The following is a 24798-nucleotide window of genomic DNA, read 5'->3' as shown; positions in this document are numbered from 1 at the left end:
ATAAATTATTGGTGCGAACACATGGACGACCGCGACCTACTGCGATACAGCCGCCATATCTTGCTTGATGAAATCGGCATTGAAGGCCAGCAAAAATTGCTGGACGCCACTGTATTGGTGGTCGGCTGCGGCGGTTTGGGCGCGGCCGCCCTGCCTTATTTGGCCGCCGCCGGGGTGGGTAAACTGATTATTGCCGATGATGACACCATCGACGATACCAACCTGCAACGCCAGATTACTTTTACCGAAGCAAATATCGGGCAGAGTAAAGCCGAAACTATGGCAGGCCGTCTGAAAGGCATTAACAGCCGTGTGGATATTACTGCGTTAAACGAAAGGTTAACCGAGCAGCGTTTAAGCGAACTCATGCGGCAATGTGATATTGTGTTGGATTGTTGCGATAATTTTGCCACCCGCCAAGCGATTAACCGTGCTGCCGTAATCACCCGTACCCCTTTGGTTTCAGGTGCGGCCGTGCGCTTTGAAGGGCAGCTGGCGATATACCGCCCCGATTTACCCGATTCCCCCTGTTATGCTTGCCTGTTTGACGGCGATCATGCCGAAGACGGGGCATGTGCCGTGTTCGGCGTATTTGCGCCATTGGTGGGTATTATCGGCACGACACAAGCGTCCGAAGCCTTAAAAATCCTCACCGGTATCGGTAAAAGCGCTCATGGCGTGTTGTCTACTTACAATGCGCTTACCAACGAGTGGCATCGGTTTACTTTCGAGCGAGATCCCAATTGCCGTGTGTGCGGGCAAACCGTTGTTTAAAATATATCAACTAATGTTGTAAAATCACCAATATTTATATCACTTTTTTGATACTGAACAGTATTTGATATAACTCTTGGCGAGAGTGTATGGAGCCAATGGTAAAAGCCAAGCCGTCTCTGTTATACTTTGCGCCTTACTCATAAAACGAGAGCATATCTGTATGCCAGAACAAAACCGTTTTAATACGACCGGCCCTAAAATCGGATTTACCGTCCGTTTGGCGGAAACACGGGAGGAAGTGGAAGCCGCCCAGCGTTTGCGCTTTCAAGTGTTTGCCCAAGAATTGGGTGCAGAAATTGAAAGCAGTAACGGGTTGGATGTAGACGAATATGATGAGCACTGCCACCATTTATTGGCTTTTGACGATGCCACCGGTGAAGTGGTCGGCTGTTATCGACTGATTACCGAAGAGACTGCCAAAGCTGCAGGCGGCTGGTATAGCGAGCATGAATTTGATTTAAGCCCGCTGAAAGATATACTGCCGCAAACAGTGGAATTGGGGCGTGCCTGTATTCATCCCGACTACCGTAACGGCGGCCTGATTATGCTGTTGTGGTCCGGGTTGATAAAATTTATAAAAGACGGAAATTTCCGTTTTATGATCGGTTGCGGCAGTATCAGCATGGAAGACGGCGGTCATGAAGCGGCGGGTTTGTATCATTTGTTGAAAAAAGATTATCTGGCACCCGAACAATGGCGGGTCAAACCGTTGAATCCTATGAAATGGGATAAAGTACAGCCGGTTGAAAATCCTGCCTGCCCATCGTTAATTAAAGGTTATCTCAATGTAGGCGCTTGGTTTTGCGGCGAGCCTTGTGTGGATGAATCGTTTAATTGCGCCGATATTTTGATCCTGATGGATGTTAACCGTTTGGAAGACCGTTATTTGCAACGTTTTTCCGACAGACTCTAATATCAATAATTTTGAGGCCGTCTGAAAGGTTTCAGACGGCCTCTATCTGTATTTTTTCAATATGACTATCTTAAGATCCCTTTTTCGTTTGTTGTGTATTGCCGGTTGTTTATTGTACGGTACGGTGGAAATATTTGTTTTGTTTCCTTTTTACAGTAAACAACGTAAATTGCGTGCCATTCAGCTTTGGTCGCTGCGGGTATTGGCTTCATGTGGGCTGAAACTCAAGGTTTACGGTAAATTGCCTGAAGTAGGGCAAGGGCAGATGATGGTTTGCAATCATATTTCCTGGCTCGATATTATGGCAATTAATGCAGCCTTTCCCGGGCGGTTTGTGGCGAAAGATGATGTGGCCAAGTGGCCGATAGTCGGCTATCTGGCCACGCAGGCGCAAACCGTTTATGTCGCCCGCAATAAGGGAACGGAGGGCAACAGCGTAAAAATCCGACAGGTAACCGAGGCGTTGAAAAACGGTGATACGGTGACTTTGTTTCCTGAAGGAACCAGCACGGAAGGGCACATGATTCTGCCCTTTAAAACCAGTTTTTTTCAGGCACCTTATGAAGCGGGCGTATCTTTAATTCCGGTATTGTGCCGTTATCCGAATGCCGACGGCAGCAGCCCGAATCCGGCTATGGCATATTATGGCGATATCAGTCTGATTGAATCGATGAAGATGGTGGTTGGCCAAAGTAGCGGTGTGGTGGAGTTACATTTCTTAGAGCCGGTTGAGGCGAGTGACGATAGGCATGAGACGGCAGCAGCCGTTCATCGTTTATTGAGTGAAAAACAACAGCAACTGGGTTAGGATAAACTTAAAGCCGTCTGAAATTTTTCAGACGGCTTTAAGTTTGGAAATGGTTTTTATTAATCTTTTATGGCATCGGCTTTTTTTAAACCCTTGGCACGAACGGTGCTGATGGTGCCGTCGATACCTTTTTGTTTGATTAAGTCGTTAAACTGATTGCGGTAAACCGTGACCATACTCACGCCGTCAACGCGGATATTGTACAGTTTATATGCCGAACCGGTTTTATAGAGTTGGTAGGATACTTCGTATCTATTACCGTTTTTGGTTTGTACTTCTGTAAAAACGTCTATCCGGTTTCTACCGTTATCCACCAGCTTCGGCAGGAGCTTAACTTTTGTGGTTGATGCCCCCAATAGCGCCGAACGGGAATACATGGCAATCATCATTTCTTTGAATGCGGCGATAAAATCTGTTTTTTGTTTGGGGCTAAATTGGCGCCACGGCAAACCTACGGCGAGTGCTGCGATGCGTTGGTAATCAAGATAGTTATCCGCATAGTGTTCGATTTGGCGGATTTTTTGCTGGTCACTTAAATTGTCATTGCGTGCGATTTTCAGAACAGATTCGATATTCTGTTGTAATTGGATTTGAGCCGGATGAAGCTGGGCTTGTGCTGCGGCAGCGTAAGGTGCGGCAATCACAATGGGGGTAGTTAGTAAAACGGTTGCTAATTTATTCATTCTTTCTCCCTATGAAGTTCTGAGCAGGTGAGGTGGATATTTCATAAAAAATAGCGATTTCATTACCCATAAAACCGAATGGTTACATAATATTTAGCTATTGTATGATGTGTTCGGATAGAGTGGGTTAACAATCCAGCCAATTATCTTAACAATACTAAACATTTACTATAATAAACAATTTTAAGGTATCAGCCAATATTTTTTGGTGATAGTTAGCATGAGTGTATTTATTTTTCCATGATTAACAATGCCGTCTGAATAAATTTCAGACGGCATTGTATTTTGTATACACCAGCTTGTCTGGAAAGATTCGATTTAAATTGCTTTAAAAAATAAATTTATTTTTCAATATATTAAATCTTAGAGGGGGATAGTCGGATAAAGTTCGACATACTGTCATCAGCCGCGCCGCCAAGTGGTGCCGCCAGCGCCGTCTTCCAAAATAATATTTTCGGCATTGAGTAAATCACGAATGCGGTCGGATTCGGCCCAATTTTTTTCGGCACGCGCTTGTTTGCGTTGTTCAATCAGTTTTTCAATTTCTTCGGAAGAAAGGCCGTCTGAAATACTGCCGCCTTGCAGGAAGGTTACAGGGTCGCGTTGCAATAAACCGATAACGCCGCCCAGTGCTTTCAGGCAGCCGGACAACTCGGCACTATTGGTTTTATTGACTTCATTGGCCAGTTCGAATAATACCGCTACGGCTTCGGCAGTGCCGAAGTCATCATTCATGGCCGCATAGAAACGGCGGGTGTAGTCGTTGGCATTTTCTGTTACTTCAAATTCTGCCGGCGGCGTATTTTTTAGCGCCGTGTATAAGCGGGTTAACGCACCTTTGGCATCATTCAGATGGGCATCGGAATAATTAAGCGGGCTGCGGTAGTGGGCGCGTAAAATAAAGAAACGGATCACTTCGGCATCGTATTGTTCCAATACTTGGCGGATGGTGAAGAAATTGCCCAATGATTTCGACATTTTTTCATTGTCGACACGGATAAAGCCGTTGTGCAACCAATATTTCACATGGCTGGCAATGGTTTTACCGTTTACTTCATGATGGCTATGACTGCAACCGCCGCCTTGTGCACCGCAGCTTTGGGCGATTTCGTTTTCATGATGGGGGAATTGCAGGTCGGCACCGCCGCCGTGGATATCGAAGGTGTTGCCGAATAATTCTTCACTCATGGCCGAGCATTCGATATGCCAGCCCGGACGGCCTTGCCCCCATGGGCTTTCCCATGCCGGTTCGCCGGGTTTGGCTGCTTTCCACAATACAAAATCCAGCGGATCGCGTTTGAAACCGTCTACTTCCACCCGTTCGCCTGCCCGTAAATCATCCAACGATTTGCCGGACAGTTGTCCGTAGGCGGCAAATTCACGCACGGCGTAATAAACATCACCGTTGTCTGCGGGATAGGCTTTGCCGTTGTCGATTAAACGCTGAATCATTTCAATCATTTGCCGGACGTGTTCGGTCGCTTTCGGCTCGACATCGGGCGGAATCACGCCTAAAGCCGCCGAGTCTTCATTCATGGCTTGGATAAACCGTGTGGTCAGCGCTTGAATGCTTTCACCGTTTTCCGCCGCGCGGGCAATGATTTTATCGTCGATATCGGTAATATTGCGCACATAAGTGAGCGGATAGCCTTGTTGGCGCAACCAACGGGCAATCATGTCGAACACCACCATCACGCGGGCATGACCCAAATGGCAATAGTCGTAAACAGTCATACCGCAAACGTACATACGCACATTTTCGGGATTGATGGGGTGAAACGGTTCTTTTTGGCGGGTTAGTGTGTTGTAAACAGTCAGCATGGTTTTTCTTTAGATTCTTTCTTTAGAAAAATAATTATCGGTTATGCCGCATGGACAAACCGAACGCTAAATTATGGCATAGCCTTGTCTATTGGTGCATACATATTTGGGTTGAAGCGGTTTTATATCATGATTTGGGTTTCAGACGGCTTTATTCCGCTTTAAACACGGATGTGTCTGTTTTTGATTGCTCTGCTACGGCTTCATGATATTTTTCCGCTTCTTCGGTTTCTGCCGCCAAACGTTTTTTCTCTGTCAGGTAGGCGTTGATTTGATAAACCAACTCTTGCGTACCCTGATGCGCCAGTGCACTGATTTTAAACAGGCGCGGGGTATTCATGTCGAAACCGAAACGGTCGTCGGGGGCGGGATGGTTCCAACCGATTTGCTTTAGAAATTCGGCAGTGCGTTGTTCGGCTTCTTCCTCGCTGAGCATGTCGAGTTTGTTGAGAACCAACCAACGGGGTTTGCCGTAAAGCTCTTCTTCATCATATTTGCGCAATTCTTCAACAATCGCCAAGGCTTCTTCGGCCGGGTTGATGCTGTCGTCGAAAGGAGCGAGATCGACAACGTGTAGCAGCAAACCGGTGCGTGAAAGGTGTTTCAGAAAGCGGTGCCCTAAGCCGGCACCTTCGGCCGCGCCTTCAATCAGGCCGGGAATGTCGGCCATCACAAAGCTGTTGTTCTCATCCATACGCACCACACCGAGATTCGGGTGCAGGGTGGTAAACGGATAGTCCGCCACTTTCGGGCGGGCGGCGGAAACGGCTGAAATCAGGGTGGATTTGCCGGCATTGGGCATGCCGAGTAGGCCGACGTCGGCCAATACTTTTAATTCCAGTTGTAAACTGCGGATTTCCCCGTCTTCACCGGGTGTGGCCTGTTTGGGGGCGCGGTTAACGGATGATTTAAAGTGGATATTGCCCAATCCGCCTTTGCCGCCACGGGCTAGGCAGACCTTTTGGCCGTGACGAGTGAGGTCGGCAAGCGTTTCGCCGGTATCGGTGTCGCGGATAACCGTGCCGATAGGCATGTGTAATTCGATATCGTCGGCACCTCTGCCGTAGCGGTCGGAACCGTGGCCTTTTTCGCCGTTTTTGGCTTGATAACGTTTAACGAAGCGGTATTCAATCAAGGTGTTGATGTTTTCGTCGGCAATGGCGAAAATGCTGCCGCCTTTGCCGCCGTCGCCGCCGTCGGGCCCGCCGCGCGGGACAAATTTTTCGCGGCGGAAGCTGACTGCGCCGTTGCCGCCTTTGCCAGCGGCCACTTCGATTTTTGCTTCGTCTATAAATTTCATATGGTTCTCTAAGCGTTGTTTTCAGACGGCCTGTTTAAGTTGTTGTATTCAATAGGCCGTCTGAATAGTGTTCAATGGGTTGATATTATAAAGGATATGTCAAGAGGCCGTCTGAAACATTTTTTATTGGCTGCGGCTTATAGCTTGCTATGGTTGGTTTTTCTCATGATATTTAGGAACGTTGTCTGATACATTTCTGATAATAATCACACACATCACTAAATTTTTTAGGTATGATGCGCTTCTTTACCGTTTTTTTACTTTTTATTGCGGCTTTTCGTCCGGATTAACATTATGTCAGATATTCAACACAATACTCAGGTACAACGTCGCCTGAAAACGCGTCACTTGTCGATGATTGCCATCGGCGGCTGTATCGGCACGGGGCTGTTTATGGCCAGCGGTACGGCCATCAGTTCGGCCGGCCCCGGCGGCGCGCTTGTCGCTTACGCCGCCATCGGTTTGATGGTTTATTTTTTGATGACTTCATTGGGCGAAATGGCCACTTATTTGCCGACTTCCGGCTCGTTCAGCACTTATGCGACACGCTTTGTCGATCCGTCGCTCGGCTTTGCACTCGGCTGGAACTATTGGTTTAACTGGGTGATTACGGTGGCCGCCGACGTGGTGATTGCAGCGGTGGTGATTACTTATTGGGAACCGATGCGCTTTATGGAGCCGTGGGCGTGGAGTTTGGTTCTTTTTGCCATTATCTTTATGCTGAATACCTTATCTGTACGGGCGTACGGCGAATCGGAATATTGGTTTGCACTGATTAAAGTGGTAACCGTGGTGGTCTTTTTGGGTGTCGGTATTTTAACGATTTTCGGTATTCTCGGCGGCGAATATGTCGGTTTGAGCAATATGGTGGTGGGCGATGCACCGTTTTTGGGCGATGGCGTCGGCGGCCAGTTTCTAACGATGTTGGGCGTGTTTTTGATTGCCGGTTTCTCATTTCAGGGAACGGAGCTGATCGGGATTACCGCCGGCGAGTCGGAAAACCCGCAGGAAAGTATTCCCAAAGCGGTTAATCAGGTGTTTTGGCGGATTCTGATTTTTTATATTTTGGCCATTTTGGTCATCGGGTTGCTGATTCCCTATACCAGCCCCGAACTATTGGGTGCGGATGTCGATGAAATTGCCAAATCACCGTTTACGCTGGTGTTCGAGCGTGCAGGCTTGGCGTTTGCCGCTGCCGTGATGAATGCGGTGATTCTAACCTCTATTCTTTCGGCGGGTAATTCGGGCATGTATGCGTCAACGCGTATGCTGTATGCGATGGCTAAAGACGGTTTGGCTTATAAAGCGTTTGCCCGTACTTCTGCAAACGGTGTGCCGGTATTCTCATTATTGGCGACGGCTATTGTGGTGTTGGCAGTATTTTTCTTGCAGTTGTTCAGTGATAAAGCCTATGAGTATATTCTGGCGGCTTCGGGCTTAACCGGATTTATCGCGTGGTTGGGTATTGCAGTCAGCCATTACCGTTTTCGTCGTGCTTATTTGGCTCAAGGTAAAGATTTGAACCATTTGGTTTACCGTGCGAAATGGTTCCCTTTCGGCCCCTTGTTGGCGTTGGCTTTGTGTATATTGGTGATTATCGGTCAAGATACCGAACTGGTATTGAAAGGCAGTTTGGATTGGGATCGTTTGATTATTACCTATATGGGCTTGCCGGTATTCTTCGGTTTTTATTTCTACCACAAGCTGCGTTATAAAACCCATAAAGTGCCTTTACAAGAAGTGGATTTAAGCCAAGATGCCGATTGATTATCGGCTAAGGCAGCCTTGATAAGGTTTATGTGTTTGGCAATATGATGTTCAGGCCGTCTGAAAACACCGGAGCAACGGTTTTCAGACGGCCTGATTCGCTATACAATGGCTTAAAACCCACCCGTGAATGAAAAGGAATACGGAAATGATCGGCAAAAAGATATTTGAAGAAGTGTCGGCAAAACTCGGCGAAACCATTGCCAACAGCCCGGCCAAAGACGTGGAAAAAAATGTGAAAGCCATGCTGGGCAGCGCATTTAACCGCATGGATTTGGTAACCCGCGAAGAGTTTGATATTCAGCAGCAGGTATTGATTAAAACCCGTACCAAGCTTACCGAGCTGGAAGAGCGGTTGGCAAAATTGGAAGGCGGCCAACCGCCCGAACAAGTCGAAACAACTACTGTACCGCCTGCTGCGGAAAATACCGAACAGACAGATAATGTAGAAGAAAATACAGAAAACAAGGCCGTCTGAAATCAATGTCTCTGGCCGTCGTCTATAGCCGCGCATTAAGCGGCATGAATGCTCCGTTGGTTGAGGTGGAAGCCCATCTTGCCAACGGATTGCCTGCTTTCAATATTGTCGGGCTGCCCGATACTGAGGTTAAGGAAAGCCGCGACCGTGTGCGGGCGGCCATTATCCAAAGCGGTTTTGATTTTCCCGCAAAAAAAATTACCGTCAATCTTGCGCCTGCCGATCTGCCTAAAGAGTCGGGGCGCTTTGATTTACCGATAGCGCTCGGTATCTTGGCGGCTTCCGGCCAAGTGGCGGCAGACAAATTGCCTGAATACGAATTTGCCGGAGAGTTGGCATTGTCGGGCATGTTGCGCCCCGTTCGCGGTGCTTTGGCGATGGCATGGCAGGGTATGCAGGCGGGTAGGGCGTTTGTGCTGCCGTCTGAAAACGCTTGTCAGGCGGCGGTTATGCGTGGTAGTACCGTTTACGGCGCCGACAGTCTCGGGCAGGTGACCGCCCATCTGAATGCGGTTGAGCCGCTGGCCCAAACTGTTTACGATGCAGGCCAAAGGCCGTCCGAATATGCCGATATGCCTGATTTACGCGATGTTAAAGGGCAGCATACTGCAAGATTGGCTTTGGAAATTGCGGCGGCAGGCGGACATAGTTTGCTGATGGTCGGCCCGCCGGGCACGGGAAAATCGATGTTGGCACAACGGCTGCCGGGTATTATGCCGCCGTTAACCGACGAAGAATTAATTGAAGTATGGTCGCTGCGTTCGTTGCTGCCGAACCATAGGCAGGTGTTAAACGGCAGCCGTCCGGCGCAAATGCCGCATCATACTTCCAGCCCGGTGGCTATTGTCGGCGGAAATTCGGGGCCGGGAGAAATTTCTCTGGCGCATAACGGTATTTTGTTTTTAGACGAATTGCCCGAATTTGACCGTAAAGTTTTGGAAGTGTTGCGCGAGCCTTTGGAAACGGGTGAAATCCATATTTCCCGTGCGGCGCACAAAGCGGTTTATCCGGCTAAGTTCCAATTGGTGGCGGCCATGAACCCCTGCCCGTGCGGCTATCTGGGGCATCCGGTCAAACCATGCCGCTGTACGCCTGAAAGTATTGCCCGCTATCGCGGTAAAATATCGGGACCGCTGCTCGACCGTATCGATCTGACGATCGAAGTGCCGGCATTGTCGGCGGAAGAGTTGGTGGTGCAGGAAGCGGGGGAGGCCAGTATTGACGTGCGCAAACGGGTGGAAGCGGCGCGTGCGCGGCAATACCGTCGCCAAAGTAAGCTCAATTCCGCCTTGAACGTTACGGAACTGGATAATGTTGCTGCGGTCTCTAAAGAAGCTCAAAAAACCTTGGCCGGCGTGTTGGAAAAATTAGCCCTTTCCGCACGCAGTTTTCACCGTATTATGCGGGTTGCCCGTACCTTGGCCGATTTAAACGGCGATGAAGCGGTGGATAAAGGCCATGTATTGCGGGCGGTCGGTTTTCGGCGGGCTTTGTAAAGCTTTGCTTTAACTATAAGATGTTGCTAGAATGCGCCATTTGAAAATATATTGATACGATACTTTTCAGACGGCATCACAAGTAGAAAGATGTTGGTTATTTATGAACACAAAAAAACAAAGCGGTAAGGGCCTATCGGGCTTTTTATTGGGATTATTGCTGGCAACCATAGTGATTGCCGGCGTGGTTTTTTTCATTAACAGAAGCAATGAAAAAGTATTTAAAGAAGATGTTGTCGAAGAAGCGCCGGAACCTGAAATATTAACGCCGGACAGAAGCGTTTCCGCCGTATCCGAACCATCGACAGCCAGTGAACCGGCTTTAGAAGCATCACAAGCGTCTGATGTGATGGGTGACTTTATTAAAGAGCAACAGGCATCCGAAGAAGAAACTGGGGAAGTTATTGTTGAGGAAGAAGACAACGTGGTCACACCGCCTCCGGTTGAAACGGAAAAAGCAACTCCGCCAGCCCCCCGCGTTGAACCTAAACGCGAAAGCAAACCTGTCGAGAAAAAAGCGGAAGCCAAACCGAAACCGAAAAAAGAGCGTGAGCAGCCGAAAAAGGCAACACCTAAGGCAACACCCAAGAAAGAAACGCAACCCTCCGCCGAACAGATTTTAAACAGCGGCAGCATTGAAAAAGCCCGTGAGGATGTTCGCAAAGAAGAGGATAGAAAAGCTAAAGCAAGCCAAGCGGAAAAACAATCCGCCCGAAGCAGCCGTATGGTTGTGTTACAGATGGGCTCGTTTAATGATCGCGCAAGTGCGGAAACACATCGTGCCAAATTGGCGATGATGGGCGTTCCCGGCCGCATTACCGAGGCTGACGTAAACGGTAAACATGTTTACCGCGTACAAAGCAACCGTTTGGATAGCAATTCGGCCAAACAAACCCAACAAGTTTTGAAGAAAAACGGTGTCGATAGTTTTGCACGAACCGTTAAATAATAGAAGATAGGAAAAAACACATGAAATTGAAAACTATATTACTGGCAACCGCCACAGCATTGACTTTGGCAACACAGGCAAATGCAGCACTGGTAGAAGGAACCGACTACACTGTTCTGCCGCAACCGATTCCGCAAATCCAACCGGATAATAAAATCGAAGTATTGGAATTCTTCGGTTATTTCTGCGTACACTGTTACCATCTTGATCCGATTTTATTGAAACATACCCGCAGCTTCCCTTCAGATACTTATTTGCGTACCGAGCATGTGGTGTGGCAGCCGGAGCATTTGGGCTTGGCGCGTGTGGCCGCAGCGGTAACCAGTTCCGGTTTGAAGTATCAGGCAAACCCTGAGGTTTTCAAAGCGGTTTACGAACAAAGAATCAACTTGGGCGATACCGATACATTCAAAAAATGGGCGGCAAACCAAAAAAGCTTTGATAGCGCCAAATTGGTTGCTGCATATGATTCGTTCAGCAATCCTGCCCAAGCCAAGAAAATGGAAGAGTTGACCAATATGTATCAAATCAGCGGCACGCCGACCATTATTATTGGTGGTAAGTATCAGGCTAAATTTTCCGGTGATTGGAACAGTGCGATGAATACCATTGATGCATTGGTAGATAAAGTACGCCAAGAGCGCGGGCTGCCGAAACCGGCTGCTAAAGCCCCTGTTCAAGCTTTGAAAAGCAAAGGTGCCTTTATTGCCAAATCAGCTAATAAGTAACGTGTAATCAGTCAATAGGCAGCCAAACAGGGCTGCCTTCTCTATTTCTTTATTTCTTTCATAAGGCCGTCTGAAATAATTATGGATATTCTTTTGTCGTTAAAAGCCCTGATTCTCGGTATTATCGAAGGGTTAACCGAGTTTTTGCCGATTTCCAGCACGGGCCATTTGATTGTGGTGGGTGATCTGCTTGATTTTCGCAGCAACGGAAAGGTATTTGAAATCGCCATCCAGTTGGGTGCCGTATTGGCCGTTATTTTTGAATACCGCCAACGCTTTAAGCATGTGTTGACCCATGTAGGCAAAGATGCCGAAGTGAACCGTTTTGTTGTGAATTTAGGGGTAGCCTTTATCCCTGCCGCAGTCGTGGGTTTATTGTTCAGCAAGCAGATTAAACTGTATCTGTTTAATCCGATTAGTGTGGCGACGGCTTTGGTGGTGGGCGGATTCATTATTCTATGGGTGGAAAACAGACAAAAAAGTATCCCGCCACGCGTTAACCGTGTCGATGATATGAAAATACGCGATGCATTGGTGGTCGGCCTTGCCCAGATTTGTGCGCTGATTCCGGGCACTTCCCGTTCGGGTAGTACGATTATGGGCGGTATGATTTGGGGGTTGGAACGCAAGGTTGCTACCGAGTTTTCGTTTTTCTTGGCCGTTCCGGTGATGATTGCGGCAACTTTTTATGATGTTTTGAAAAACTATGAGCTGTTTACTTTACAAGATGTCGGCCTGATTGTGATTGGTTTTGTGTCTGCTTTTATCGCCGGTTTGCTGGCGGTTAAAGCATTGCTGAAGTTTGTGGCATCTAAAAATTATGTACCCTTTGCTTATTACCGGATTATATTCGGCGGACTGATTCTACTTTCTTGGCAGATGGGTTGGATAAGCTGGACGGAAATGTAAAACCGTACGATTATTTTTTGAATATTGCTGATTTTTAAGTAAAGCTTGAAAAGGCCGTCTGAAATGTTTTCAGACGGCTTTCAATATTAATAGCTACTCGGTTTAATGTTCAATCCGTCGGCCTAGAATAATTTTTGAGAATCCAGCAATAAGGTTACCGGGCCGTCATTGCACAAGCTAACCTGCATGTGGGTTTGAAAGCGGCCTGTTTCAACGGTAATGCCTTGCTGTTCTAGCAAAGTGCCGACTTGTTGATAAAGTTGATTGGCCTGTTCTGGCTTGGCGGCTTGCGAAAAAGAAGGGCGCCTGCCGTTGCGGGCGTCGGCGTATAAAGTGAATTGAGATACCAATAATACCGAGCCGCCGGTATCTTTTAGTGATAGGTTTAATTTGCCCGCATCATCTTCAAAAATACGCAATTGGGCGATTTTGTCGGCCATATAGCGGGCATCGGCTTCGGTGTCGTCATGAGAAACCCCGAGCAGAACCATTAAGCCGTTTTGAATTTGCCCGATGGTTTCGTTGTGTTCGGCTTCGATAACGGTTACTTCGGCATGGGTTACTTCTTGAATCACGGCGCGCATGGTTGGGTTTCACTGTAAAAAAGCCGTCTGAAAATATTCAGACGGCCATAAGGGTTTATCGGTGGCCTGTAGTGCTGTACCGTTTTTCCAAACGGGAAAACAGCCAGCCCAAACACATGGTCATCGCCAGATAAATCAGGGCGACGGTATAAAGCGGGGTGTCGAAAATCGAATAACGGCCGGAAATAGCAGCTTGCACCGATGCCAATTCGGCTACGGCAATGGCGGAAAGTAACGAGCTGTCTTTTAACAGGGTAATAAATTCGTTGGCCAACGGCGGCAGCATACGGCGCAGCGCCTGCGGTAAAATCACATAGCGCATGGCTTGCGGATAGGTCATGCCCAATGAGCGTGCGGCTTCAATCTGACCGCGGTCGATAGATTGGATACCGGCACGGAAAATTTCGGTAATGTAGGCGCCGGCATTAAAAATCAGTGCCAAACCGCCGGCAATCAAGGCGCCGTAGTTGCGGCGTAATTCGCTGGCAAGTTCGCCGCTAATCAGCAGGCCGTCATTCGGGTGGATGAGTGCGACCGCCCAAACATTGAACCAGATAAAAATTTGTACGAACAGGGGCGTGCCGCGGAATAGGGTCACATAAATCAGTGAGATGGTTCGCAGTAACCACGCAATAGTGCGTGTGATCAGGTTGCCTTTTTCAAAACGGATAATACGGGCAAGCGCACCGAATAAACCTAAAATGGTGCCGCCCAACGTGGCGACAACGGTTAGCCCCAATGTGGTCAGCGCACCGTAAAAGAACATCTCGCGATATTCGTAAATAATGTCGAAGCGGAAATTCATGTGTCGGCTCTATAGTGGTTTGGGTAAACAAAAAAGCGGTGTGTTGTCCGCAGCGTTTGGATAAACATCGTATTTTACAAGAAAATACATAACTTGAGATGATTTATGGCGAAGAAACTGGAGGATTATCTAAAAATATTAGATATTCAACGAGCAATTATCGGCATGATTTGGCAGAGATAAGATAACGGATAAACGTATTCAGACGGCCTGATGCCAAACACGTTCTGATATTAACCATTAGGCCGTCTGAAAACCGTATCCTGTTTGGCTTAAATTGACCTGAAGCCTGAAAAGGCGCATAATTCCAAGCCTTGCCCGTTTTGTTTCAGACGGCCTAACTGTTTGAAACATATTATTTTAATAAAAAGCAGACACACCATGAAATCACCAGAATTGCTTCTTCCCGCCGGCGGCCTCGAGCGTATGCGCGCCGCTTTTGATTACGGCGCCGATGCCGTTTATGCCGGCAGCCCGCGTTATTCCCTACGCGCCCGCAACAACGAATTTGCTAAATTACCCGTTTTGGAACAGGGGATTACTGAAGCGCATCAACGCGGTAAAAAATTCTTTTTAACCGTAAACACCCTGCCGCATAATTCAAAATTAAAAACCTTCTTATCCGATATGGAGCCGTTAATCGCCATGCGTCCGGATGCGTTGATTATGGCCGATCCGGGTTTGATTATGCAGGTGCGTGAAAAATGGCCGGAAATGCCGATTCACCTTTCCGTACAGGCCAATACCACCAATTATTGGGGTGTGAAATTTTGGCAGAAAATCGGCGTTGAACGGATTATCCTGTCGCGTGAATTGAGCATGGAGGAAATCACCGAAATCCGCCAAGAATGCCCCGATATCGAGTTGGAAGTATTTGTGCACGGTGCTTTGTGTATCGCTTATTCGGGTCGCTGCCTGCTTTCCGGCTATTTCAACCACCGCGATCCGAATCAGGGCACATGCACCAATGCCTGCCGATGGGATTATAAAGTCCATGATGCCGAAACCGATGAAATGGGCGATGCCAAATTATTGCAGGGTTTTAATTTCCATCAGGCGCAAGAAGAGGCCGATGCTGCATTTGAAGGCATTAACGGGCAGGTTCGTCATCCCGAAGCCAATAAAGTCTTTTTGATTGAAGAAGCCAACCGCCCCGGTGAGTTGATGCCGATTATGGAAGATGAACACGGCACTTATATTATGAACTCCAAAGATTTGCGTGCGATTGAGCAAGTGGCTAAATTAGCGGAAATCGGTGTGGACAGTTTAAAAGTAGAAGGGCGCACCAAGTCGGTTTACTATGTTGCCCGCGTGGCACAAGCCTATCGTAAAGCCATTGATGATGCCGTAGCAGGCAGACCGTTTGATTACAGCCTGCTGGCCGAATTGGAAGGCTTGGCCAACCGCGGTTATACCTCGGGCTTCTTGGAGCGGCACCAAACACAAGACTATCAAAATTATCTGAACGGTCATTCATTGGCCAAACAAAGCCAGTTTGTCGGCCAAGTGACCGAAATCGATGCGCAGGGTTGGGCAACGGTGGAAGTGAAAAACCGCTTTGCCGTCGGCGATACGATTGAAATTATCCATCCGCAAGGCAATCAGACCGTTGTTTTAGAGGCTATGACGCGTAAAGGCGAAGCGGTAGACGTGGCGCCGGGCAATGGTATTCAGGTGAAAATCCCGAATATGGCGGGTAAAGACCGGGCATTGGTTGCTAGGATTATGAATCCTTAAGTATATTGAATTCATGTTTGATTAAGGCCGTCTGAAACATGATTTTCAGACGGCCTAAGTTATATTATGAAGATTCATTATTTTTTAATGTTGTTTTTTGATATCGGATTATCTGTTATTTTTAAACGTTATTTTTCATAATTTCACAAAATTTCTTCATAAAATCAGGTTGGTTATTCGAAAAGTGTAAAAAAATTACTAAGTAAACGATTTTCTTTGTAAAATATAGCACTTGCATAATGATGATAGATTAAGGGGACACATGCGCTATCACGGAACCATCATGCGCTGGGATTATGAGCTTGGCTTCGGATTTATTAAAGAAGAGCAAAGCAAAGCGGAAATTTTTGCCCATATCGGCGAATTTGAAACAGAAAATCCACCGCCTCGCGACGGGGAAACGGTGTCGTTTGACATTGTCAGCAATCAGCGTGGCGTTGAAGAAGCAAAAAATATCCAATACAGTAACCGGAGTCATAAGTCGGCTGCCCAAGTAATTGATTTTGATGATGATACACCGAAAAATTTACCGGGTTGGCTGCGGGGTATGGTTGCGGCTATCGTCGGCATTCCTCTATTGGGTGCGGCTGCCTATTATGGGCTCGATTATTGGGATAGCTACCGGGCATCGCATACGGATAATGAAGTAGTGGTTGACCAAGTGGCGGAAAAAATGATGGCCGAGCGTGCCGCATGGAAGCAGGCTGTAGAGTCTACCGGTAAACGGTCGGGTGCCGGCAAGTTTAGCTGCGATGGCAGGCAGTATTGTTCGCAAATGAAATCTTTTACGGAAGCCAAGTTTTTTCTGGCTTATTGCCCCAATGTGAAGATGGATGACGATAAAGACGGTATTCCGTGTGAAGACCAGTTTGAAGACGATGTCCGGCGCGAGCATCCCGAACTGTTTAGCGGCAGTGATAAAGAAGAGGACGGCGGATTATTCGGTTGGTTAAAAGGCAGTGATAAAGATGAGAAACACGTTGATAAACGCAAAAAAAGCGGACACCGTTAATTGGTTATTTTAAAATCAAACTATTGTTAATTAAGGCCGTTTTCAGACGGCCTTTTCTTTATTCATATCTATTCGGTGTTGATTGGGGTAGAATAACCGTAGCTTTTAATACCTTTCCATAAAGATATCAATCGAAGGAATCATGATGAAATCACGCGCAGCCGTTGCTTTTGCACCGGGTAAACCATTGGAAATTGTCGAAATTGATGTGGCACCGCCCAAAAAAGGCGAAGTTTTAATCAGAAACACCCATACCGGCGTTTGCCATACCGATGCTTTTACGCTGTCGGGCGATGATCCCGAAGGCGTTTTTCCCGTAGTGTTAGGCCATGAGGGGGCGGGCATTGTGGTTGAGGTGGGCGAAGGGGTAACCAGCGTTAAACCCGGCGACCATGTGATTCCGCTTTATACCGCCGAATGTGGCGAGTGTGAGTTTTGTTTATCCGGTAAAACCAATTTGTGTATTGCAGTGAGGGAAACACAAGGCAAAGGCTTAATGCCGGACGGCACCACCCGATATTCTTATCAGGGCAAGCCGATTTTTCATTATATGGGCTGCTCGACTTTTAGTGAATATTCCGTTGTGGCCGAAGTATCGTTGGCAAAAATCAATCCGAAAGCCAACCATGAGCATGTTTGCTTATTGGGTTGCGGCATCACCACCGGTATCGGTGCGGTGCATAATACGGCGAAAGTTCAAGAGGGTGATTCTGTAGCCGTATTCGGGCTGGGGGCGATTGGCTTGGCTGTTGTTCAAGGTGCCAGACAGGCGAAAGCAGGCCGTATTATCGCCATAGACACCAATCCGGCCAAGTTTGAACTGGCGAAACGATTCGGGGCGACCGATTGTATTAATCCGAATGATTATGATAAACCGGTTAAAGAGGTTTTATTGGATATCAACAAATGGGGCATCGATCATACGTTTGAGTGCATCGGCAATGTGAATGTAATGAGAGAAGCTTTGGAAAGTGCCCATCGTGGTTGGGGTCAGTCGATTATTATCGGTGTGGCCGGAGCAGGGCAGGAAATATCGACCCGGCCGTTTCAATTGGTTACCGGACGGGTATGGAAAGGCACGGCATTCGGCGGCGTGAAAGGCCGTTCGCAGTTGCCCGGTATGGTTGAGGATGCGATGAAAGGCGATATTGAGCTGGAACCTTTTGTTACGCACACGATGAAGCTGGAAGACATTAACCAAGCATTCGATTTAATGCATGAAGGCAAATCGATTCGTTCGGTTATCATTTATTAGTTTGATAAGGTTATAATTTACGAAAAGCCGAGTAATGGGTGATTACACGGCTTTTACTATTGATACATAAGCAGTAATCGCTAGGAAGCAGATTACAGCGACAGCAGCAGGGCATAACAACTATGAATTTACAGCAGATTATTACAGCAGAAGCAGAAAAAGCTTTTACTCGGGCGGGTATCGGCGGCGAGGCCGTGATTTTACAACCCGCTAAAAATGCCGATTTCGGTGATTTTCAAATCAACGGCGTAATGGGTGCCGCCAAGAAAGCCAAGCAAAACCCGCGCGAGTTGGCGCAAAAAGTTGCCGCAGCGTTAGCGGATAACAGCGTGATTGAAAGTGCCGAAGTAGCCGGGCCGGGCTTTATTAATTTACGTTTGCATGCCGATTTTCTTTCAGACGGCCTTCAAAAAGCTTTGGCTGATAAGCAACGTATGGGCATTAATGAAACGGCCGATAAAAAAACCGTTGTGATTGATTATTCGTCGCCCAATTTGGCCAAAGAAATGCACGTCGGCCATTTGCGTTCCAGCATTATCGGCGACAGTATCGCCCGTATTCTCGGCTTTTTAGGCCATAACGTTATCCGCCAAAATCATGTCGGCGACTGGGGTACTCAGTTCGGTATGTTGGTGGCCTATATGGTGGAACAGCAAAAAGCGGATGCCGGCTTTGAATTGTCGGATTTGGAACAGTTTTACCGCAATGCCAAAATCCGTTTTGATGAAGATGCCGCGTTTGCCGATACCGCCCGTGACTATGTGGTGAAACTTCAAAGCGGTGATGAAGCCGTGTTGGCATTGTGGAAGCAGTTTGTCGAAATTTCGTTGCAACATGCGCAAAATGTTTACGATACTTTGGGTTTGTTGTTAAAGCCCGAAGATGTGGCAGGCGAATCTACCTACAATAACGACTTGCAAGCCGTGGTGGATGATTTGTCTGCCAAAGGTTTGGCGGTGGACGATCAAGGCGCGAAAGTGGTGTTTTTAGACGAATTTAAAAACCAAGACGGCGAACCTTCTGCCTATATCGTACAAAAGAAAGGCGGCGGTTTTCTTTATGCCAGTACCGACTTGGCCTGTATCCGCTACCGTGTAGGCCGTCTGAAAGCCGACCGATTGTTATATGTGGTCGATACCCGTCAAAAACTTCACTTCGAGCAGCTGTTTACCTTGTCGCGCAAAGCAGGTTATTTGCCCGATAATGTGGAAGCCGAGTTTATTGGTTTCGGTACTATGATGGGCAAAGACGGCAAACCGTTTAAAACCCGTAGCGGCGATACGGTGAAACTGGTGGATTTATTGGATGAGGCGGTAGAGCGCGCCACCGAATTGGTGCGGCAGAAAAATCCCGAATTAAGCGGCGAAGATGCTGCCGAAATCGGGCAGGCTGTCGGCATCGGTGCGGTTAAATATGCCGATTTGAGTAAAAACCGTACCAGCGATTATGTGTTCGATTGGGACAATATGCTCAGTTTCGAAGGCAATACCGCCCCTTATTTACAATATGCTTATACCCGCGTTCAAAGCGTATTCCGCAAAGCAGGCGAGTGGGATGCCGCTGCCGATCCGGTATTAACGGAGCCGTTAGAAAAACAATTGGCGGTTGAATTGTTGAAATTTGAAGATGTCTTGCAAACCGCTGCCGATTCTTCATATCCGCATTATTTGGCAGCGTATCTCTATCAGGTGGCGACGCTTTTCAGCCGTTTTTATGAAGCCTGCCCGATATTAAAAGCAGAGGGTGAAGCACGAAATACCCGCTTGCAACTGGCATTATTAACAGGGCGTATTTTGCAGCAGGGGTTGGCGCTTTTGGGAATTCGTACTTTAGAGGTGATGTAATTCATAGTAGTAGGTAAGTTGCTGTTATATTTAAATATTAATATTTTATGCAAAAGGGGTGGCGGTAGTATAATGCGCGCGCCCTTTTTGTTTATTATGATAAATATAATTGGAATTGCATAAAATGAAAATAAAACGCAACACAAACTACTATACACTTGCCTGTTTGGCTACAGCATTAACCTTATCCGCCTGCGGTAGCGGCGGTGGCAACGGCCCTAGTGTTATGCCGCCTCCTGTTCAACAAGAGCAGCAGCCGCAACAACCGCCGGCACAACCGGAGGCGGAAGTTCCTCAAGTACCGGCTCCGCAGCCACCGGTGGATCCGCAGCCCGAACAGCCGCAACAACCAAAGCCGGAAGAAATGCCGCAACCCCCGGCTCAGCCGGAAGCGGAAGTACCGCAAGCGCCTGCCCCGCAGCCACCGGTAGCGCCAAAGCCGGAAGACGTACCGCAACAGCCGGATACCCGTGTAAAAGCAGATCAGGAAATATTGGAAAAATTGGGTATTTACAGCCCCCATGAAGGTGGTGCGCTTTTAGATACGCCGTTTAAATTAATGATTAATGATGGCAGCCAAAAAGTAGAGCTTCAAGTATTGGCGCCACATAGTCCGGTAGGGCAGTCAAAGTTGGAAACATTGCGTGATAGCGATGGCCGATTGATTGGTTACTATGGCCATGCAAGGTATAGCAAACAAATCAATCAAGATTTTGATGAGAAAGATGCGGAAATTCGCAGTTATTTTTTACAAAACGCAGATGACAGCATGAAGCAACGTCCGGAAGGCATGGGTGACATTACTTATCAGGGAAAAATGATTTATCGCTATGATAATAATCCCAATGATGCGGACGAGGCTGTTGTAAGGGCAACTTATCATGGGCGCGATAAAACATTGGATATGCGGATAACCACAAAAGAACAAGATATCTGGACGCTGCATAACGATAGATCACCGAGAAGCATCACGCCGGCTAGTGTGGGCGAAGACGGTTCCGTATCCGGATATTTGGCGTTTACCGGTAACCAAGATTCCAGACCGATAGCTAATGGTCAGTTTTCAGGCGGTTTGTATGGCAAAAACGGTAGCGTATTAACCGGTCGGGCTTCGTTTGAAAATAAAGAGAACGGTTGGAAGGGTGTGGTCGGCGCAACTGCAGCACCTGCATCGCAACAGCCTTAATTGTCTAATTATCGTGATGATAAAAGTAAAAAAGCAGAAACATAGCGTTTCTGCTTTTTTATTAGCAGTTTTTCTTTTGCATACAATACTCTAACATTAAGATACAATAGGACTATCCAACATTTTCATTTTTTAGATGGTTAGATCAAAATGAATTTATTTAAGTTAAGCACGGTTTTTTTATGCTTAGGCAGTTTAATGCTGAATGCGTGTAGCCCGAGTGAAAGCCAGGCGCTGGCTGCTACCCCGAGTGTGCCTGCTGTTCAGCCCGCATCGGTGGCAAAACCTGTGCCGGTTTATCGGGGCAATTTTCTTAAAGATGCGGCAGCGTTGGCTAAGGCGGAAGATGATTTGAAATCTTTGCCCCGCTTTCATGGCAAAGATTTGAAGTTTTTTGACAATATTGTTTTTTTCAGCGGGCCGCGTCCGCGTATTGAATTGGATATCCAAAACACGGAAAACCCTGAAAGAATTGATCATTATGTTTACTGGCAGGGCACATGGCGCCGCAATGATATTTTGCGTAAACCGCCGCCACCTGAAAAACTCAATATTGCCGAACACCTGACGCCACTTTCTCAGGTTCGGTTTGCCGATGTGGCTGATGTGGCGAAAGTGTGGGAGCAAAAAGCCCGTTCGGTGAATGCGGTGGTGGATGATGCTTATTATGTTTCGTTTGTTTACTTAAGAAGTCAAAACAAACGGTTTTGGCATACGGCAACCATTGAGGCTGTCGGCACCCAATATTATTTAAGTCTCAATGCTGATAAAACAGTATGGGAGTTTAAGAAATTATAGTGGTTATTAAAATATAAACAAGGCCGTCTGAAATGGTTTTCAGACGGCCTTGTTGATAATGTACCCATGGTTTTTTATCTGTATTGAAACGTAGATTTAAAGTTAATCATGACTATGAAAAAATAAGCAAAATATATTGTCCGATAGGCTGTACGGAGTAGTATTAATACAATTAAACCGCTGGTATGGTTTGGTTAAATCATTGATTCAAAATAAATCTGTTTGATATTAAACAGTCTAACAATATGGAGACACACATGATAAATTTTGACTCGTTACCGTTTGATAAAGCCATTAAGGAAGTTCACGGCGATGGTAAATTGAAAGTGGCCGTATTTGCAGATCCGGATTGTCCGTATTGCCAACGTTTGGAGCATGAATTTGCTCAAATAGACAATATTACCATTTATAACTTTATGATGCCGTTAACAGAGCTACACCCCGATGCGGAGCGTAAAGCCAAACAAATATGGTGCCAGCCTGATCGTTCTGCTGCGTGGGTAGCATGGATGCGGGAAGGAAAAATGCCGCCGGAAGTGGGCGGTTGTGAAGATCCGGTTGCAGAAACTGCCGAATTGGGCGAAAGATTGGGATTTAATGGTACGCCTTCGCTGGCGTTCCCTAATGGCCGTAGCCAAGTCGGATCCAGTCCGATGCCGGAGCTTTTGGAAATTATTGTCGAAAATCAATAAAGCGAGCTGATTCAAATAAGGCCGTCTGAAATAATATTCAGACGGCTTTATTTAATCTTGAGCAGTAAAGGTTTTATTGTAGTTGTGCAGCGTTTCTTGACTCACGGTATGCCGCAGCAATATCGGTGCCGAATAGTGTATTGACGTCGGTTTCATCAAAAACATATTGGGCGTGGCAGAAGTCGCAATCGATTTCGATGCTGCCTTGTTCCACCAATACCGAGCCGACTTCTTCGCCACCGAGCAGAAGCAACATATCGCTAACTTTCCCACGCGAACAGGTACAGGCGAATTCGATGGGTTCCGGTTCGAAAAGGCGTGGTGGTGTTTCATGGAATAAGCGGTAGAGTATGTGCTGTACGCTAAGCGAAAGCAGCTCTTCTTGCGTAGCGGTTTGTGCCAATGTTACGACATGCTCCCATGTTTCCGGTTCGGGTTTCGATTCGGGCAGCCGTTGTAACAATAACCCGCTGCATGCGGTATCGGAAGCGGCCAAAGTAATATGGGTATCCAATTGCTCGGAACGCTTCATATAGTTCATCAACATTTCAGAAATACTGCCGCCTTCCAAAGGCACCACCCCTTGCCAAGGGTCGCCGTCGCGCGGTTGTAGGGTAATCACAAATACGCCGTTTTCGCCTAAGAGTTCGGCAAGGCTGTCGTCATCGTTGATTTGCGCCTGTTCGTCCCAACGGGCGGTTGCACGGCAAGTGTCGGCAGAGCCTGCCTCTACCACCAGCATTTTCAGACGGCCCTGCCCTTGTACCTGCACGGTTAGGGTGCCGTCGATTTTTAGGTTGCTCGATAACAATACGCCGGCCGCCAATAGCTCGCCCAGTGCGCGCCGTATGGCAACAGGGTAGTGTTTTTGGCCGACAATATGCTGCCATACTTTTTCAAGTAATACATGTTGCCCGCGAATAGGCATATCATCAAAAATAAAACGGGTACGGTTGTCGGCGGCGGTAATGGCCGGCGTGTTGGCTTGTGCTTGCATACTTATATTTTCCTGCTTAAATTTTTCAGATGAGCTAAATATGGTTGCAAGCCGTTTTAAATCAAGTATCCCTGTAAAAACAGAATATTTTACGGGTATTGGCGCAGGGTATTTATTGGCATTGTGTTTCTGCATAGCCCGAACGAAATAGCCGAATCGGTGCTGTTTGGCTTAGGTTTTAAAATGCTTTTTTGCTATGTTAAAATAGCCAGCTTAAAAATAAATTCGGCCGTATCGCAGTGCGGGCGGCAAGGAAAGGAAAGAATATGGCAGGCCATAGTAAATGGGCGAATATCCGCCACAAGAAAGAGCGTCAGGATGCCAAGCGCGGCAAAATTTTTACGCGTTTGATTAAAGAAATTACCGTAGCGGCCAAAATGGGCGGCGGTGATCCGAACTCAAACCCGCGTTTGCGTTTGGCTATGGATAAGGCGTTTGACAACAATATGCCGAAAGACAATGTGCAACGTGCGATTGATAAAGGTACGGGCAATCTGGAGGGGGCGGAATACGTTGAGTTGCGCTACGAAGGCTACGGTATCGGCGGTGCTGCACTGATGGTGGATTGCTTAACCGATAATAAAACCCGTACGGTTGCCGATGTACGCCATGCTTTTAACAAAAACGGCGGCAATTTAGGCACCGATGGTTGTGTGGCCTTTAACTTCGTTCATCAAGGTTATCTGCTTTTTGCGCCGGGTACGGACGAAGATGCGCTGATGGAAGCGGCATTGGAAGCGGGTGCGGAAGATGTGGTGAATAATGAAGACGGTTCGATTGAAGTGATTACCGCGCCGAATGATTGGGCCGGCGTGAAAGCGGCATTGGAAGCGGCCGGCTTCAAATCGGAAGACGGCGATGTGACCATGCGCGCGCAAAACGAAACCGAATTGAGTGGCGAAGATGCCGAGAAAATGCAGAAACTGATTGATGCGCTCGAAGATTTAGACGACGTTCAAGATGTTTATACTTCTGCAGTATTGAATTTCGAGTAAAGCCTGTTTCAGACGGCCTATTGTTATTGTAAAAAGCAGGTGCTTCGTAATGGGCACCTGCTTTTTTATAAGATAGCCGTTTAATAAGGCTTTGCATTGAAAGGGCAATATAAAGTGTGTTGGTTTTTCAGACGGCCTGCAATATCAGAATGATATAGTGCATTGTTTGGTTGTAAAATTGTTATCGTATACTTGAAAGTACTTTAAAAAATAGTGGGTTTACCCCACAATATAGTTCTCTGCCATGAAATAAAAATTAAAGGA

General features: G+C 47.2%; 22 protein-coding genes and 1 pseudogene. 17 read left to right on the top strand and 6 right to left on the bottom strand.

Going from position 1 to position 24798, the window contains the following annotated elements; genetic code table 11:
• Window positions 1-21 precede the first annotated feature (21 nt).
• The 3 genes from NXS09_RS07405 (at window position 22) to NXS09_RS07395 (ending at window position 2498) form a co-directional block, all read left to right on the top strand.
• A complete protein-coding gene (locus NXS09_RS07405; protein WP_259291916.1) occupies window positions 22-774 on the top strand; it encodes a HesA/MoeB/ThiF family protein in 753 nt (250 codons plus the stop codon).
• A 163-nt stretch (window positions 775-937) separates the two neighbouring features.
• The gene (locus NXS09_RS07400; RefSeq protein ID WP_259291915.1) at window positions 938-1690 is read left to right on the top strand and encodes a GNAT family N-acetyltransferase; all 753 of its coding nucleotides are present in this window, start codon (window positions 938-940) and stop codon (window positions 1688-1690) included.
• Window positions 1691-1751: 61 nt separating this feature from the next.
• Window positions 1752-2498 (top strand): lysophospholipid acyltransferase family protein, encoded by a 747-nt coding sequence (locus NXS09_RS07395; RefSeq protein ID WP_259291914.1) that lies wholly within the window; start codon window positions 1752-1754, stop codon window positions 2496-2498.
• A 59-nt stretch (window positions 2499-2557) separates the two neighbouring features.
• On the opposite strand, the gene NXS09_RS07390 is transcribed toward NXS09_RS07395, so the two are convergent.
• The 3 genes from NXS09_RS07390 to obgE all read right to left on the bottom strand — a co-directional run bounded on the left by NXS09_RS07390 (window position 2558) and on the right by obgE (window position 6302).
• A complete protein-coding gene (locus tag NXS09_RS07390; RefSeq protein WP_259291913.1) occupies window positions 2558-3181 on the bottom strand; it encodes an MlaC/ttg2D family ABC transporter substrate-binding protein in 624 nt (207 codons plus the stop codon).
• A 402-nt stretch (window positions 3182-3583) separates the two neighbouring features.
• Window positions 3584-5002 (bottom strand): cysteine--tRNA ligase, encoded by a 1419-nt coding sequence (gene cysS, locus NXS09_RS07385; protein WP_259291912.1) that lies wholly within the window; start codon window positions 5000-5002, stop codon window positions 3584-3586.
• Window positions 5003-5153: 151 nt separating this feature from the next.
• Window positions 5154-6302, bottom strand: a complete 1149-nt coding sequence (obgE, locus tag NXS09_RS07380; RefSeq protein ID WP_259291911.1) for a GTPase ObgE — start codon at window positions 6300-6302, stop codon at window positions 5154-5156.
• A gap of 294 nt (window positions 6303-6596) precedes the next feature.
• Here obgE and NXS09_RS07375 point away from each other — a divergent pair, with 294 nt between their 5' ends.
• The 6 genes from NXS09_RS07375 (at window position 6597) to NXS09_RS07350 (ending at window position 12629) form a co-directional block, all read left to right on the top strand.
• Window positions 6597-8069 (top strand): amino acid permease, encoded by a 1473-nt coding sequence (locus NXS09_RS07375; RefSeq protein WP_259291910.1) that lies wholly within the window; start codon window positions 6597-6599, stop codon window positions 8067-8069.
• A 148-nt stretch (window positions 8070-8217) separates the two neighbouring features.
• Window positions 8218-8547 (top strand): accessory factor UbiK family protein, encoded by a 330-nt coding sequence (locus tag NXS09_RS07370; RefSeq protein ID WP_259291909.1) that lies wholly within the window; start codon window positions 8218-8220, stop codon window positions 8545-8547.
• 5 nt (window positions 8548-8552) lie between these two features.
• Window positions 8553-10043 carry a YifB family Mg chelatase-like AAA ATPase gene (locus tag NXS09_RS07365; protein WP_259291908.1) on the top strand — a complete coding sequence of 497 codons (1491 nt, stop codon included), beginning with the start codon at window positions 8553-8555 and terminating at the stop codon, window positions 10041-10043.
• 103 nt (window positions 10044-10146) lie between these two features.
• Complete coding sequence (locus NXS09_RS07360) at window positions 10147-10992, top strand: SPOR domain-containing protein (protein ID WP_259291907.1); 846 nt, start codon at window positions 10147-10149, stop codon at window positions 10990-10992.
• A 20-nt stretch (window positions 10993-11012) separates the two neighbouring features.
• Entirely contained in the window at window positions 11013-11720 is a 708-nt protein-coding gene (locus tag NXS09_RS07355; protein ID WP_259291906.1) for a thiol:disulfide interchange protein DsbA/DsbL, read from the top strand.
• Between the two features lie 81 nt (window positions 11721-11801).
• Window positions 11802-12629 (top strand): undecaprenyl-diphosphate phosphatase, encoded by an 828-nt coding sequence (locus tag NXS09_RS07350; protein ID WP_259291905.1) that lies wholly within the window; start codon window positions 11802-11804, stop codon window positions 12627-12629.
• Between the two features lie 122 nt (window positions 12630-12751).
• Here NXS09_RS07350 and dtd read toward each other — a convergent pair whose 3' ends face one another.
• Complete coding sequence (gene dtd, locus NXS09_RS07345) at window positions 12752-13213, bottom strand: D-aminoacyl-tRNA deacylase (RefSeq protein WP_259291904.1); 462 nt, start codon at window positions 13211-13213, stop codon at window positions 12752-12754.
• Window positions 13214-13268: 55 nt separating this feature from the next.
• Window positions 13269-14018: an amino acid ABC transporter permease gene (locus tag NXS09_RS07340; RefSeq protein WP_259291903.1), complete on the bottom strand. Its 750-nt coding sequence runs from the start codon at window positions 14016-14018 to the stop codon at window positions 13269-13271.
• Window positions 14019-14399: 381 nt separating this feature from the next.
• Between NXS09_RS07340 and trhP the strand changes: the two genes are divergently transcribed.
• The 7 genes and pseudogenes from trhP to NXS09_RS07305 all read left to right on the top strand — a co-directional run.
• Window positions 14400-15755 (top strand): prephenate-dependent tRNA uridine(34) hydroxylase TrhP, encoded by a 1356-nt coding sequence (gene trhP / locus NXS09_RS07335; protein WP_259291902.1) that lies wholly within the window; start codon window positions 14400-14402, stop codon window positions 15753-15755.
• 283 nt (window positions 15756-16038) lie between these two features.
• Window positions 16039-16767, top strand: coding sequence for a cold shock domain-containing protein (locus NXS09_RS07330; protein WP_259291901.1), 729 nt, complete (start codon window positions 16039-16041; stop codon window positions 16765-16767).
• 145 nt (window positions 16768-16912) lie between these two features.
• Window positions 16913-18022, top strand: coding sequence for an S-(hydroxymethyl)glutathione dehydrogenase/class III alcohol dehydrogenase (locus tag NXS09_RS07325; RefSeq protein ID WP_259291983.1), 1110 nt, complete (start codon window positions 16913-16915; stop codon window positions 18020-18022).
• A 122-nt stretch (window positions 18023-18144) separates the two neighbouring features.
• Entirely contained in the window at window positions 18145-19866 is a 1722-nt protein-coding gene (gene argS, locus NXS09_RS07320; protein WP_259291900.1) for an arginine--tRNA ligase, read from the top strand.
• Window positions 19867-19990: 124 nt separating this feature from the next.
• Complete coding sequence (locus NXS09_RS10785) at window positions 19991-21052, top strand: hypothetical protein (protein WP_289623085.1); 1062 nt, start codon at window positions 19991-19993, stop codon at window positions 21050-21052.
• A gap of 198 nt (window positions 21053-21250) precedes the next feature.
• Window positions 21251-21850, top strand: coding sequence for a hypothetical protein (locus NXS09_RS07310; protein ID WP_259291899.1), 600 nt, complete (start codon window positions 21251-21253; stop codon window positions 21848-21850).
• Window positions 21851-22056: 206 nt separating this feature from the next.
• Window positions 22057-22542, top strand: a pseudogene (locus tag NXS09_RS07305) (DsbC family protein); the annotation flags it as partial.
• A 73-nt stretch (window positions 22543-22615) separates the two neighbouring features.
• Here the strand turns inward: NXS09_RS07305 and hslO are convergent.
• Window positions 22616-23539: an Hsp33 family molecular chaperone HslO gene (gene hslO / locus NXS09_RS07300; protein WP_259291898.1), complete on the bottom strand. Its 924-nt coding sequence runs from the start codon at window positions 23537-23539 to the stop codon at window positions 22616-22618.
• Window positions 23540-23805: 266 nt separating this feature from the next.
• On the opposite strand from hslO, the gene NXS09_RS07295 reads away from it, so the two are divergent.
• The gene (locus NXS09_RS07295; RefSeq protein WP_259291897.1) at window positions 23806-24534 is read left to right on the top strand and encodes a YebC/PmpR family DNA-binding transcriptional regulator; all 729 of its coding nucleotides are present in this window, start codon (window positions 23806-23808) and stop codon (window positions 24532-24534) included.
• Window positions 24535-24798: the final 264 nt, after the last annotated feature.

It is taken from the genome of Neisseria montereyensis (genome assembly GCF_024834045.1).
GTDB classification, from domain to species: domain Bacteria; phylum Pseudomonadota; class Gammaproteobacteria; order Burkholderiales; family Neisseriaceae; genus Neisseria; species Neisseria montereyensis.
The sequence above is the reverse complement of the archived record's forward strand: the minus strand, read 5'-3'. Positions and strand labels throughout refer to the sequence as shown.

What these genes read in the sequence shown, in the direction of transcription:
- NXS09_RS07405 (WP_259291916.1), top strand. Translation starts at nt 22, where the DNA reads ATGGACGACCGCGACCTACTGCGATACAGCCGCCATATCTTGCTTGAT.
- NXS09_RS07400 (WP_259291915.1), top strand. Translation starts at nt 938, where the DNA reads ATGCCAGAACAAAACCGTTTTAATACGACCGGCCCTAAAATCGGATTT.
- NXS09_RS07395 (WP_259291914.1), top strand. Translation starts at nt 1,752, where the DNA reads ATGACTATCTTAAGATCCCTTTTTCGTTTGTTGTGTATTGCCGGTTGT.
- NXS09_RS07390 (WP_259291913.1), bottom strand. Translation starts at nt 3,181, where the DNA reads ATGAATAAATTAGCAACCGTTTTACTAACTACCCCCATTGTGATTGCC.
- cysS (WP_259291912.1), bottom strand. Translation starts at nt 5,002, where the DNA reads ATGCTGACTGTTTACAACACACTAACCCGCCAAAAAGAACCGTTTCAC.
- obgE (WP_259291911.1), bottom strand. Translation starts at nt 6,302, where the DNA reads ATGAAATTTATAGACGAAGCAAAAATCGAAGTGGCCGCTGGCAAAGGC.
- NXS09_RS07375 (WP_259291910.1), top strand. Translation starts at nt 6,597, where the DNA reads ATGTCAGATATTCAACACAATACTCAGGTACAACGTCGCCTGAAAACG.
- NXS09_RS07370 (WP_259291909.1), top strand. Translation starts at nt 8,218, where the DNA reads ATGATCGGCAAAAAGATATTTGAAGAAGTGTCGGCAAAACTCGGCGAA.
- NXS09_RS07365 (WP_259291908.1), top strand. Translation starts at nt 8,553, where the DNA reads ATGTCTCTGGCCGTCGTCTATAGCCGCGCATTAAGCGGCATGAATGCT.
- NXS09_RS07360 (WP_259291907.1), top strand. Translation starts at nt 10,147, where the DNA reads ATGAACACAAAAAAACAAAGCGGTAAGGGCCTATCGGGCTTTTTATTG.
- NXS09_RS07355 (WP_259291906.1), top strand. Translation starts at nt 11,013, where the DNA reads ATGAAATTGAAAACTATATTACTGGCAACCGCCACAGCATTGACTTTG.
- NXS09_RS07350 (WP_259291905.1), top strand. Translation starts at nt 11,802, where the DNA reads ATGGATATTCTTTTGTCGTTAAAAGCCCTGATTCTCGGTATTATCGAA.
- dtd (WP_259291904.1), bottom strand. Translation starts at nt 13,213, where the DNA reads ATGCGCGCCGTGATTCAAGAAGTAACCCATGCCGAAGTAACCGTTATC.
- NXS09_RS07340 (WP_259291903.1), bottom strand. Translation starts at nt 14,018, where the DNA reads ATGAATTTCCGCTTCGACATTATTTACGAATATCGCGAGATGTTCTTT.
- trhP (WP_259291902.1), top strand. Translation starts at nt 14,400, where the DNA reads ATGAAATCACCAGAATTGCTTCTTCCCGCCGGCGGCCTCGAGCGTATG.
- NXS09_RS07330 (WP_259291901.1), top strand. Translation starts at nt 16,039, where the DNA reads ATGCGCTGGGATTATGAGCTTGGCTTCGGATTTATTAAAGAAGAGCAA.
- NXS09_RS07325 (WP_259291983.1), top strand. Translation starts at nt 16,913, where the DNA reads ATGAAATCACGCGCAGCCGTTGCTTTTGCACCGGGTAAACCATTGGAA.
- argS (WP_259291900.1), top strand. Translation starts at nt 18,145, where the DNA reads ATGAATTTACAGCAGATTATTACAGCAGAAGCAGAAAAAGCTTTTACT.
- NXS09_RS10785 (WP_289623085.1), top strand. Translation starts at nt 19,991, where the DNA reads ATGAAAATAAAACGCAACACAAACTACTATACACTTGCCTGTTTGGCT.
- NXS09_RS07310 (WP_259291899.1), top strand. Translation starts at nt 21,251, where the DNA reads ATGCTGAATGCGTGTAGCCCGAGTGAAAGCCAGGCGCTGGCTGCTACC.
- hslO (WP_259291898.1), bottom strand. Translation starts at nt 23,539, where the DNA reads ATGCAAGCACAAGCCAACACGCCGGCCATTACCGCCGCCGACAACCGT.
- NXS09_RS07295 (WP_259291897.1), top strand. Translation starts at nt 23,806, where the DNA reads ATGGCAGGCCATAGTAAATGGGCGAATATCCGCCACAAGAAAGAGCGT.